The 11793-nt window shown below is 55.4% G+C and carries 10 protein-coding genes; 4 read left to right on the forward strand and 6 right to left on the reverse strand.

The features are described 5' to 3' along the window. Positions 1-29: 29 nt before the first annotated feature. From AC2FFH_RS19645 to AC2FFH_RS19660, 4 genes are all read left to right on the forward strand, one after another. Entirely contained in the window at positions 30-1058 is a 1029-nt protein-coding gene (locus tag AC2FFH_RS19645) for a LacI family DNA-binding transcriptional regulator (protein ID WP_496725589.1), read from the forward strand. A gap of 27 nt (positions 1059-1085) precedes the next feature. Next, the gene (locus tag AC2FFH_RS19650) at positions 1086-2141 is read left to right on the forward strand and encodes a sugar phosphate isomerase/epimerase family protein (protein ID WP_496769361.1); all 1056 of its coding nucleotides are present in this window, start codon (positions 1086-1088) and stop codon (positions 2139-2141) included. Then, on the forward strand, positions 2141-3295 hold the full coding sequence (locus tag AC2FFH_RS19655) for a Gfo/Idh/MocA family protein (protein ID WP_496725591.1): 1155 nt from the start codon (positions 2141-2143) through the stop codon (positions 3293-3295). Before AC2FFH_RS19650 ends, AC2FFH_RS19655 begins: the two co-directional genes overlap by 1 nt. A 130-nt stretch (positions 3296-3425) precedes the next feature. Beyond that, positions 3426-3887 (forward strand): SDR family oxidoreductase, encoded by a 462-nt coding sequence (locus AC2FFH_RS19660; protein WP_496769365.1) that lies wholly within the window; start codon positions 3426-3428, stop codon positions 3885-3887. A gap of 288 nt (positions 3888-4175) precedes the next feature. Here AC2FFH_RS19660 and AC2FFH_RS19665 read toward each other — a convergent pair whose 3' ends face one another. The 6 genes from AC2FFH_RS19665 to AC2FFH_RS19690 all read right to left on the reverse strand — a co-directional run bounded on the left by AC2FFH_RS19665 (position 4176) and on the right by AC2FFH_RS19690 (position 11506). Further along, positions 4176-5231: an ABC transporter ATP-binding protein gene (locus AC2FFH_RS19665; RefSeq protein ID WP_496769367.1), complete on the reverse strand. Its 1056-nt coding sequence runs from the start codon at positions 5229-5231 to the stop codon at positions 4176-4178. Then, entirely contained in the window at positions 5231-6478 is a 1248-nt protein-coding gene (locus tag AC2FFH_RS19670) for an MGH1-like glycoside hydrolase domain-containing protein (protein WP_496769369.1), read from the reverse strand. Before AC2FFH_RS19670 ends, AC2FFH_RS19665 begins: the two co-directional genes overlap by 1 nt. Positions 6479-6483: 5 nt before the next feature. After that, entirely contained in the window at positions 6484-7692 is a 1209-nt protein-coding gene (locus tag AC2FFH_RS19675) for a carbohydrate ABC transporter permease (RefSeq protein ID WP_496741225.1), read from the reverse strand. After that, positions 7692-8927 (reverse strand): carbohydrate ABC transporter permease, encoded by a 1236-nt coding sequence (locus tag AC2FFH_RS19680; protein ID WP_496741223.1) that lies wholly within the window; start codon positions 8925-8927, stop codon positions 7692-7694. The genes AC2FFH_RS19675 and AC2FFH_RS19680 overlap by 1 nt, the downstream gene beginning before the upstream one ends. Before the next feature lie 66 nt (positions 8928-8993). Then, positions 8994-10349: an ABC transporter substrate-binding protein gene (locus tag AC2FFH_RS19685; protein WP_496845150.1), complete on the reverse strand. Its 1356-nt coding sequence runs from the start codon at positions 10347-10349 to the stop codon at positions 8994-8996. After that, positions 10346-11506 (reverse strand): LacI family DNA-binding transcriptional regulator, encoded by a 1161-nt coding sequence (locus AC2FFH_RS19690; protein WP_496845151.1) that lies wholly within the window; start codon positions 11504-11506, stop codon positions 10346-10348. The genes AC2FFH_RS19685 and AC2FFH_RS19690 overlap by 4 nt, the downstream gene beginning before the upstream one ends. Positions 11507-11793 lie beyond the last annotated feature (287 nt).

The following is an 11793-nucleotide window of genomic DNA, read 5'->3' on the forward strand; positions in this document are numbered from 1 at the left end:
TGGAAGATCAAAAACAAAAACTAAAATTGGTGAAAAAGCCAACCGTCAACGACATCGCTCGCGTGGCGGGTGTCAGCCTGGCGACCGTTGATCGGGTCTTGAACAGGCGCCCCGGCGTGCGAGCAGTGACTGTACAGAAAGTACAGAAGGCGATTGATGAGCTGGGGTATGTGCGCGACACCGCCGCAGCCAACCTGGCGCGAAACCGCGTCTACAATTTCCTCTTTGTTTTACCAGACACGGACAACGAGTTTGTGGAGGCAATAAGCAGTCAGATCGCTGAACAAACACGTGACCAATTTATCCAACGGACGCGCATTGCAGTAAAGAACGTCGCTCCGTTCGAGCCGCAAGATATCGTCAATATTTTGGATGCTGTCGACAGTTTGGACGTTGACGGAGTCGCCGTTTTCGGGCCCGAGACCCCTTCTGTCCGCGACGCTGTAAAAAGGCTCAGGGAAAAAGGCGTTCCGGTTGTTGCCTTGGTGTCTGACTTGCCAAGTTCTGAGCGAGACCACTTTGTCGGAATTGATAACGTTTCGGCAGGACGAACCGCAGCTCAGCTGATGGGAAGATTTGTCCATCGCGAAGGCAAGGTCTTGGTTCTTACAGGATCCCGTTTGGCGCGTGACCACCTGGAGCGTCGTCAAGGCTTTGACCTTGTTGTGGCTGAGGAATTTCCGCACCTCAAAGTCGTAGCGTCTGTCGAGGGCCGGGATGACCCGGATCTGATTTACAGGATGATGCCCGAAATCTTTGAAACCTATCCGGATCTGGTCGGAATATACTCGTCAGCAGCGGGCAATGCGGGCCTCATTCAATTTCTTTCAGAGAACAAACTCAGCAAAGATCTGGTGATCATAGCTCATGAGCTTACTCCGCTCAGTCGTGAGGCGCTTAGGCTTGGCACATTTGACGCCTTAATCTCGCAAGACACCGGGCACATTGTTCGCTCTGCCGTCCGTCTATTGCGCGCAACTTCGGACAAGGTTCCGTTCAACAAAGCACAGGAACGTATCCGTATCGACATCTATCTGAAGGAAAATTTACCGCCATAGAGGCTTAGGTTTTGGGGAGGAAATTTTATGAAAAAAATTAAAGGTCCAGCTTTGTTTCTTGCGCAATTCGCGGGGGACGAAGCGCCGTTCAATTCGTGGGACGCGATCACTAAATGGGCGGCGGACTGTGGATACAAGGGCGTTCAGGTTCCTAGTTGGGACGGCCGGTTGTTCGATCTGGAACAAGCCTCGTCCAGCGCCAGTTATTGCGATGATTTTAAAGGCATAGCCAAGGAAAATGGCATCGAAGTCACTGAACTTTCAACCCACCTTCAGGGCCAACTTGTGGCCGTTCACCCGGCCTATGACAGCGCGTTTGATGGTTTTGCAGCCGAAAGCGTCAGGGGAAACCCGAAAGCCCGGCAAGAATGGGCGGTAGACCAAGTCAAAAAAGCGCTATCTGCTTCGAAAAACTTGGGTATTTCAGCGCATGCGACATTCTCAGGCGCATTGGCATGGCCTTATGTCTATCCTTGGCCGCAGCGCCCTGCAGGCTTGATCGAAACGGCATTTGAGGAGCTTGCTCATCGTTGGGTGCCAATACTGGATCACGCCGAGGAATGCGGCGTTGACGTCTGTTATGAAATTCACCCAGGTGAGGACCTCCACGACGGCGTGACGTACGAGATGTTTCTCGAACGGACAGGAAATCACCCACGCGCTTGCATGTTGTACGACCCGTCGCACTACGTGCTGCAATGCCTCGACTATCTGGACAATATCGACATCTACAAAGATCGGATCCGGATGTTCCATGTCAAAGATGCCGAGTTTAACCCGACCGGCCGCCAGGGTGTTTATTCCGGGTATCAAAGCTGGGTCGATCGTGCCGGGCGCTTCCGGTCGCTTGGTGATGGCCAGGTAGATTTCGGGGCGGTCTTCTCAAAAATGGCCGCGAATGACTTTGATGGCTGGGCTGTGGTCGAATGGGAATGCTGTCTCAAACACCCCGAGGATGGAGCGCGTGAAGGCGCTCAGTTTGTGTCAGATCACATTATCCGTGTGACCGAGAAAGCCTTTGATGATTTCGCTGATGGTGGGGCAGACGAAGCAGCCAATCGTAAAATGCTGGGGATTGAGTGATGGTCACAGGACGCAATGAAGAAACTTCCGGCCGCATTCGACTTGGCATGGTTGGCGGCGGGAACGACGCCTTCATAGGCGGCGTTCATCGAATAGCGGCGCGATTGGACGACAAGTTTGATTTGGTTGCCGGTGCTTTGTCTTCGACGCCAGAGAAATCTCTTGAAAGTGGTCATGCATTAGGGCTCGAACGGGTCTATGAAGACTTCAAACAAATGGCGATCAGGGAAGCCCGGTTGAAATCTGGGATCGAGGCGGTCTCAATCGTCACGCCAAATCACGTTCACTATGCAGCCGCACGTGAGTTCCTGAAACGCGGTATTCATGTAATTTGTGACAAGCCACTCACCTCGACCCTTGCCGACGCAAAGAAACTGGTCAAAGCAGCAGAAAGCGCGAATGCTTTATTCATTTTGACCCACAATTACACGGGCTATCCGCTGGTTCGGCAGGCACGTGAAATGGTCGCTAACGGAGATATTGGCAAGATCCGCGTTGTTCAGGTTGAGTACCCGCAGGACTGGCTGACCGAGCAGCAGGATTTCAAACAGGCTGAGTGGCGAACCGATCCAGAACGCTCGGGCGCGGGTGGTTCAACCGGTGACATCGGAACTCATGCTTACAACCTCGCTTGCTTTGTAACCGGGCTGAAAGCGGAAAGCCTCGCGGCGGACTTGCAGGCCTTTGTGCCGGGGCGCAAAGTCGATGATAACGCGCACGTCTTGCTTCGCTTTGAAGGCGGAGCGCGTGGTATGCTGTGGTCTTCTCAGGTGGCTCCCGGCAATGAAAACGCACTTCGTTTGCGCGTCTACGGCGAAAAAGGTGGGTTTGAGTGGTCTCAGGAAGATCCCAATTATCTTTGGTTCACGCCATACAACGAACCCAAGCGTTTGATCACCCGAAATGGAGCTGGAGCTGGTGACGCAGCCAATCGGTTGAGTAGAGTTCCTCCGGGACATCCCGAGGGATACCTTGAGGGGTTCGCGAATATCTATGGAGAGGCAGCAGAGGCGATCCAAGCCTTCCGAAATGGGATTTCACCTGACGTGTCGGTTGTTTATCCAACAGTTCATGACGGACTCAATGGTGTTAAATTTGTGGCTGCATGCGTGCAAAGTTCTTCAAGGAATGCGGCTTGGGTCAATTTAACTTAAAATCTGGTTGTGGGCATAAGGCAGAAATCTTGGAAGGCAGCGCGGGTATCTGCCAATAATCGAAGCGCACGCAACCTATAGATGAACACTCCTGAACAACAAACCGCGAACGTCCCTGAATGGGCGATATGTGAAGCGACCTTTAGTTGAGTGGGCCCCGCATCTGCGGACCAACGAACCATCACTTCACCGCGCCAGATATGTTGCCGCGCGAGAAGTGTTGCCCATGTTGGTCAAAGGCGGCTCCATCACGTTCTTTTCGGGCGTGCTCAGCCGCCGCCCATCCGCCGGGGCCACGGGCTTGGGCGCAGTTAACGCGGCGGTCGAAGCCCTGGCGAAAGGGCTGGCGCTGGAGTTGGCTGGTCGGGCGCGGGTCAATTGCATCAGCCCCGGCATGGTCGCAACCGAAGCCTACGCCGCAATGGCGGAAGATGCACGTGAAGTCATGTATGCACAGACAGGTGACCGCCTGCCCGTAGGACGGGTCGGCCAGGCAGAGAGTATTGCACAAGCCGTGGTCATGGCTATGACAAACGGGTTTTTAAGTGGCTCAATTCTGGATGTCGATGGCGGCCACCTTGTGCGTGATTGAGAATTGACCCATCTCCAACGTTAAGAACAGGGCTTGCCAATAATATTGTGACAGGACCAATCAGGGTCTTGGCTCAGCTTTTCGGCCTCTTCTTCTGACGCGGCCTCGCTCGGATCTTCGAAGAACCCGCAACACCGACATCCGAGTAGGTCCCTCGATTTGGGCTGACAACAGCAACCCGCTTTGAAAGGGGTGGCTTCGGCTTCAGTTCTTCAGGTTCGGCTGTGCACTCCCTGTGTTCTCGAGCGTCAAAGGCCAAGAATGTGTAATAGGTACCGGTGCGTTCAGCTATCCAAGCCCCAGAGCCTGCCCGTCTTTATCAAAAAAATGCAGATTGTCGGTTGGGAAGTGCAGACCAATCTGGGTGCCCGGTGTAAGGTCCGTATCGCCGTTCAGACGGACTGTGGCCTTGTCTTCGCCTCCACAATCCACAATCAGGAAAGTATCTGCACCCAGGTATTCGATCACCTCGATGACGCCGTCAGTTTGACCTTCGCCCGCAGCACCCACCTGAATGTGTTCGGGGCGGATGCCAAGCTTTGTGGCGGCTGCAGATCGTGAAAACGGGCCACTGCGGCCGTGCTCAAGTTGGAAACTGTCACCGTCGGTCGTGCAGGGCAGGATATTCATCTTTGGACTTCCGATAAACTGGGCCACGAACAGGTTCGCAGGGCGTTCATAGAGTTCTCGCGGCGTACCGACCTGAGCGATCTTGCCGTATTCTAAAACCACGATGCGGTCGGCCAATGTCATCGCTTCGACCTGGTCGTGCGTCACGTAGATCATCGTGCGCTTGAGGCTTTGGTGCAGCTTGGCGATCTCATACCTCATCTCGACTCGCAGGGCGGCGTCAAGGTTGGAAAGCGGCTCGTCAAACAGGAAAGCGGTGGGATCGCGGACGATGGATCGGCCGATAGCCACCCGTTGCCGCTGACCACCAGAAAGGTCTTTTGGTCTGCGTTCCAGGAACGGTCCAAGCTTGAGAACCTCTGCTGCGCGGTTGACCTGTTCGGTGATTTCCGCCTTGGGAACACCGGCAACCTTCAAAGAGAACCCCATGTTCTCGGCGACTGTCAGATGTGGATACAGCGCGTAGGATTGGAACACCATCGTCAGGCCGCGCTTTGAGGGCGGGTGATCCGTGACATCGCTGTCATTGATCTGCAGCGACCCGCGCGAGATATCCTCGAGCCCGCCGATCATGCGCAACAAAGTGGATTTACCGCAGCCCGATGGGCCGACGAAGACGATGAACTCGCCCTCCTCGATCTTGAGGTCCACGCCTTTGATGACCTGGGCCGAGCCGAACCATTTTTCGACTGATTTTAGTTCGATGCTACCCATCAGGCCCTCCCTGCCCAGTGAAGCCAAACCGCTGCCGTCCAAGAGAACGCCTTACCGCCAGCCGGGCTCCCGGTTATTGGATCGAAGTATTCTGCGAAACCGAAGCCCGAGATCAGATCTCCGGTTTTTTTGCGCAACTGATCTGCTTGCTCGGTGTGACCCAGATCCTGCAACCCGAAGCCAATCATCATGTTCATGAAGGCCCAAGTGGGCCCGCGCCAATAGCGGCGCGAGTCGAATTTCGGCATTTCTGGATCATAGCTTGGAACCGGATAGGGCACGGTTTCCAGCGTGGTTTTCAACCGTTTCAGCATCTTGCCTGATTCAATACCGGCATACCAGCACAAGTAAGACGCATTCGATACGCTGCCTGCCATCTCGCCGGTATGTGCGTCGCGCGCGTCAAAGCTGCCCAGCTCTTCGTTCCAAAGTGAGCGAGCACCAACTTCCAGTATTTCGATATCCGCGCTTAAGCCTTCAGCTGCCAGATCAAGCTGCTCACTGATCACCAACAAGTCCCGCGCGGCCCGTAATGTGGTGAATGTCATCGTCGGATCGGCCACCCGGAACGGGTTCAGCGACAGCAGTTCCTGCTGATCCCACCCAGCATTTCGACCGATCTGTACCAGCTTGATGTATCGGTCATAGTCGAACTTTGTCGGGCGGTCCTCGCTGTTTACATGGCTGGTATCGCGGCGTTGATAGTCTCCCACATCTGACGCATCCATGCGCGCCATAGAGTTGTCCCAGTCAGGCGCGTTGTCGCGACCCGCTTCCCAAGGGTGTGTTGTGCAAACAGCCCCGAATTCATCCAATCGCCATTTCATGATCCAGTGGTGCCAAGCTAGCATCTTGGGGAATAGCGCCTTCATCCGCGCGTCTCCAAACGAAGTATCCTGTTCCCAGATTTTGCGCGCCATCGTGGCCGCAATGGGTGGTTGGATAATGCCCGAGGAGGGGATTGGACCGTTGCAGCCCCAGACATCCGGGCCGGGAAAATACCCCTCGTCTTGCTGGTGGAACAGGATGTGCGGCACCATGCCGTTGTCCCATTGTCCGGCAAACAGCGTCTCGATCTCAGCCCAGGCGCGGTCAAGGTCGAACTGGGCAAATCCAAGCGCAGTAATCGCGCTGTCCCAGTTCCATTGGTATGGGTACAGCCCTTCGGTTGGGATCGTGTAACCGCCGCGATCATTGGCGATCAGGATATTGCGCGCCTCGCGGTCTGGGTTTGTGTGTTGGTTCATCTCGGTCATCCTTTGACAGACCCCGCTGTGAGGCCTTTGGTCATGAAACGTTCAAGCCCCAGGAACAGCGCCATGATCGGAACGGTGGCGATCACCGCACCGGCCATCAGGTGCTGACGGGGAATTTCTGAGGAGTTCAGCATCGTGACCCCTCGGGTCAGGGTGAATTTCGACGGGTCGTCCAGAAGCATGAAGGCCAGCAGGAACTCGTTCCAGGCAATCATGAAGACATAGAGCGAGACCGACGCCAGCGCTGGCAAGCTCAGCGGCAGGGTGATCTTCCAGATCACTGCCAGACGGGACAGGCCGTCCATCAGGCCTGCCTCTTCCACCTCGATCGGCAGGCCGCGGAAGTAACCTTGCAGCATGTAAAGCGCGACGGGGATTGTCGTGACCGGGTAGATCATAACGATGCCTAGGATCGAATTCCGCAGACCAGTCAGCGAGAATGCAATATAGATCGGAAGCGCCAGAACGATCATCGGCACCATGTAGATAAGCAGGATCGAGCGAGAGAACGCCTTTTGCCCCTGAAACCGGAAACGAGCCACGGCGTAGGCACCGGGTACGCTGAACAGTAGCGTGATGAACACGGTCAGCACCGAAACATAGAAAGACGTCCAAAGATAGGTGCCGAAATTGAAGTCGCGGAACAATTCAGTGTAGCTGCGGAACAGGGCGGTTCCCTGGGTTAAGTCCACCGAGAAATCCAGCGGGTTCTGCAACAATGCTTGCTGGGATTTCAGGCTGGTCATCACCATCACGTAGAAGGGGATGATCACGATCGCCGTGAAAAAGATATAGCCGAAACCGGTGCAGAACCGGATCACCGCGTCCTCGTATTCATGGCGGGTGAGCTCACCGATCGGTGTTTCCTTCAAAATCGCCGCCATCGACAGATGCATCACGACGGCAATACCGATCACAGTTACCAGCACGGCCTGCGTTGACGTGTCAGAGCCAATCAGAACCGGGCCAAATCCGGTGAGGCTGGACAGGCCCAATAGTGCTGAGATGCCCAGACGCGCGGGCGCGCGCTGTAGCGGGAACCGGACATATACGAGACCCGCCAACGCGCCCCAAATCAGGCTCAGCAAGACCTGCGGCCGGAATGCGTCGCCTGTTGAGAACGACATGGTGATGGCGGCGGTGGTTGCGATCACCACCATCCAGAGCGCGCCCAGAACCGGGCCGGTAACATACCCTTTTCGCATCACAGACCCTCCTCTCGGCTGATGAAGCGGAAGAAGACAAAGCTGAAGGCAATCAGGCACATCAGGATCACCACGGCCACCGCCGCCCCTGCCCCGATGTTCGAGATCGCAAAGGCTTGTTCATAGACATTCACAGTCAGCGTGCGGGTGCCCGCATTGCCGCCGGTCAGCAAGAAGATGTCGTCGAATTTGTTGAACGTCCAAATGAAGCGCAGAAGGAACAGCACTGACAGAATGCCCAACAGTTGTGGGATGCTCAGCAGCCAGAACTTCTGGAACGGCGAGGCCCCGTCCATATCCGCCGCCTCGTACATGCTGCTGTCGATGGATTGCATTCGCGCCAGAATGAACAGGAAGGACAGCGGGAAGTAGCGCCAGATTTCGAACACTGTCACCATGATCAGCGCCAAGGGGCGTTCGCCGAAAAAGTTGATCGGTTCACTGCTCAGCCCCATTTGAACCAACAGTGCATTGGCTGAGCCTGAGAACGGATCAAACAATGTAACCCAAGTGAACGCCACTGCGATCACCGGAGCGACATACGGGAACAGGTAGAGACCGCGTATGAACCCTTGGCCGCGGAAACTTTTGTTAAGCAGCAGGGCCGCGAACAACCCCATGACCAATGCCCCGATGGTTCCGAAGACGGTGTAGAACAGCGTCACCCAGAGCACGCCCCAGAACTCTGCCCCATCGAAGACACGGGCGTAGTTTTCCAGGCTGAATTCGAGGTTTGTCAGCACATTGGGGCCGCTGCCTGTGACACCAGGTTCCGACCCTTCGACCAACTCTTCGAACGCGTCAGGGTCGCCGTCAACGGTTACCGGAATACGAATTCTCTCGCGTTGGCCACCATCCAAGATACCAAAATCGCAGAACAGGTCTTGCCCGTCCAGCACACACGGTTCCGCGATTTCATCAGTGGGTGTCATGCCCTCAGGCAGCACATCACTCAGAGTGACGCCGCCAATAGCAATCTCCTGACTGGAATTGCGCAGGCGATACTCGATCCGCAGATCATCGCCCGATCCACGCAAGCTTTCTCGGACAACCGGCGCAGGTGGGCGCAGGTCGGACAGGGTAAAGGGCTTGAAGCTGATCCAGATGATCGCCAGCAGCGGCAGGATCACAACAAGAGACACGCTTATCACGGTCGGAGCCAGCAATGCCCAGGCCAGGCGCGCTTCGCGCTTGGCAAGAGCCCCGGTTCCGGTCGGTGGGGTGGCCGAAGACATAAGAGACCTCAGAGGGTTGGGTGCAGCGGCAAAAATGCCGCTGCAGTTGCCGGTTGAGACAGGGTTTTACTGAACCTTGGCAAGCTCTTCGTTCATGGCTGCGACTGCGGCAGCAGCGTCAATCTCATCGTCGATATATTGACGAACGACACGGTTGATGGCCTGAGAGTTGATCATCTTCGACGCCAGAGAGAGCTGCCCGTCGGTTACACCCCAGCGCTGCGCGACATCCAAACCTCCGACGATCTCATCAATCATGGCCTGATCGTACAGCTCACCCAAAGGTGCTTTGCGATCCACACCTACCGGCAGTTCCGCCCAAGCGTCGGCAAAAGCTGTTGGATTGTCAGCATTTCCGCGACGTACCGGAAACTTGCCTTCGGGTGCGATGGCCAGAGTTTGCGTATAACCGTCATCCATCGCGAACTTCACAAAGTCCATCGCAGCGTCGGTATCGGCATCACTGGTGATCCCGAAATACCGCACGTCACCCCAGGCTGCACCGTCTGGATTGGATGGACCGGAGAAATTGGTGACGATCCCCGTTTTGGTTGCCAGCTCGCTCGACGTCGGGTCGTCGGAAATGGTCGGCGGGGCGCTGTCACGCAGACCGGCCAGTTCGTCCAAAATGAACGGCGACCAGATGATCATTGCGGCCTTGCCATCGAAGTACAGCTCGCGGGACTGCTTCCAATACAGCTCACCGGGGGGCGACGCTTTCGAGATCGCCTTATAGAAGTCCAGGACCTCGGTGGTTTTGGCTTCGTCCAATGCTTGGAAGCCGTCCGGGCCTACAGGGCTAACGCCGTTGGCAAGGAACACATGTTCCAGAACCTGGCTCATGAAATTCTCATCAACCTTGGTCGCGGCAACAAATCCGTACATCTCTGGCGGGTTGTGCAGTTTCTCCAAAGCAGCCAAAACGTTGGCGAATGAACTCGGGGCATCCAGTCCGGTTTCGTCGAACAGATCCTTGCGATAGACGACCATCTGTGTCCAACCATCGACTGGCACGGATGCGGTTTCATCGTTGAAGGCTGCCATAGTCAGCGCACCGGGCGCGAAGGTATCGGCCCCCAGCTCTTCGATCACTTCGGTTGCGGCTTCGGTGTCCAGAATACCCGCTTCTGCCCAAGGCAAGGCGTATTGCAGCGGATGGTAGACCACGTCCGGCAAATCTCCGGCCGCGAAGGCGGCAGTAGCACGAGTGCCCAGGTCTGTTTCGGTTACCGGGATGACCTCAACTGTGGTGCCAGTTTCGGCTTTAAATTGATCCGCCATTTCCTGCTGCTTCGCCAAGCGTTCAGGCTGTTCCTCGGTCGTCCAAAAGCGAATTGTATCTGCTTGCGCAGATGCCGCCGTCAAGACAATCGCGAGTGATGTTCCAAGCAGCAATCGAGATGCATTTGGTGAATGTTTCATAGGCGGTCTCCTCCCCGGTTATGATCATTGGAATTTCGTATTTTTTGCGCCAGCTCTTCAGGCGTCAGCCTTGGTGGCCCGTCAGATTTCCGTTCAATAAGAACTGCTTCTCTGATTTCGCGTAGATTTTTTGGTTCTTCACCTCTGGTCTGGCGTATGAGTAATGTAGCAAGACGCTCACCAGCACGCTGCGAGTCCACACTAAAGGTCGTCAGTCCTGGATTGACGTATTGGCATTCGGGAATGCCGTCATATCCAAGGATTGAAACGTCTTTTCCGATTTCAAGGCCAAGCTCAGCGCAAACTGGATAACACCCTAAAGCAGCTAAGTCGGTCGCAAACACGATCGCGGTTGGCGGGTGTTCCAAATTTAACAGCGCCCGCGCTTCGATCGCCCCTTCTTCGCGTGTCCGGGCACCTTCTCGGATCAATTCGGGATCATCCCGCAAACCCGCAACTTTTTGACCTTCGAGATACCCGTCGCGGCGCAGGTGGCTGTAGTTGAACTTCGGATCACTGCCGACATAACCGATACGGCTATGGCCAAAGCTGACCAAGCGAACGACCGCATTCCGGATTGCCGTCTCACCGGATATATCAAACCATGACATATCATCCATAGGATCCGATTGGCCGTATTCTGTCCGCCCGTATAGGATAAATGGGACCTGCAATTCTTTGAGGTACTTTACCCGCGCGTCGTCCACTTCGGTCCGGGGCAAAATGAAACCATCTGCCTTGCGTTCTTCGACAAGACGTCCCAACACATTGAGCATATCTTTCCCGGACTTTGCCGTGGAAATTGTCATTGTCCAGTCCGACGCACTGGCTGCTTCGCAAGCGCCTGCCAGAAAATCCTGAAGAAACGGGTTGTGCTGGTCCGGTTCTTCGCTGTTGATGACCATCGCAATAGCGCGAACTTTTCCTGTTCGAATAGCCTGCGCGTGACTGAGCGGGCGATAGCCCATCTTTCTTGCCGTGACCTCAACTCTCTTTCGCGTGACTTCTGAGATGTCTGAATACCCGTTCAATGCGCGCGATACCGTGCTCTTTGAAAGCCCGAGATGATCCGCCAATTCGTCGAGTTTCACCCGCCGTGGCGGTGAGGGGTTCCTAGACTGAGATTGGCGATTTTGCAGATTGGGATTCGTTGTCATCCTACTACTTGTTCGCTTCGAAACCGGTTTCGGCAACAAAAAAAGTCGAACGACCTCTCAGGTGACTTGTTTGAAACGTTAAACGTACTGTGTTCCGACGTTCACGCCACCATCTCGACGCTTCGGTGAGTTGACGAAACCCAGTCCGCGCCGGCGAGCATTCCAGTGGCACGCAATGGTCGCTCCGGCTCGTAAATCTGGACCAGGGTTATTCACCATCCGCATTCGTACACGCGGCTTTAGGCAATCATCTTAGGCGCGTTATTTACACTCGCTCCCTGTTCCCA

The sequence above is a fragment of the Ruegeria sp. YTSC003 genome (assembly GCF_059609785.1).

What these genes read in the sequence shown, in the direction of transcription:
- AC2FFH_RS19690 (WP_496845151.1), bottom strand. Translation starts at nt 11,506, where the DNA reads ATGACAACGAATCCCAATCTGCAAAATCGCCAATCTCAGTCTAGGAAC.
- AC2FFH_RS19655 (WP_496725591.1), top strand. Translation starts at nt 2,141, where the DNA reads ATGGTCACAGGACGCAATGAAGAAACTTCCGGCCGCATTCGACTTGGC.
- AC2FFH_RS19670 (WP_496769369.1), bottom strand. Translation starts at nt 6,478, where the DNA reads ATGAACCAACACACAAACCCAGACCGCGAGGCGCGCAATATCCTGATC.
- AC2FFH_RS19680 (WP_496741223.1), bottom strand. Translation starts at nt 8,927, where the DNA reads ATGTCTTCGGCCACCCCACCGACCGGAACCGGGGCTCTTGCCAAGCGC.
- AC2FFH_RS19675 (WP_496741225.1), bottom strand. Translation starts at nt 7,692, where the DNA reads ATGCGAAAAGGGTATGTTACCGGCCCGGTTCTGGGCGCGCTCTGGATG.
- AC2FFH_RS19685 (WP_496845150.1), bottom strand. Translation starts at nt 10,349, where the DNA reads ATGAAACATTCACCAAATGCATCTCGATTGCTGCTTGGAACATCACTC.
- AC2FFH_RS19665 (WP_496769367.1), bottom strand. Translation starts at nt 5,231, where the DNA reads ATGGGTAGCATCGAACTAAAATCAGTCGAAAAATGGTTCGGCTCGGCC.
- AC2FFH_RS19650 (WP_496769361.1), top strand. Translation starts at nt 1,086, where the DNA reads ATGAAAAAAATTAAAGGTCCAGCTTTGTTTCTTGCGCAATTCGCGGGG.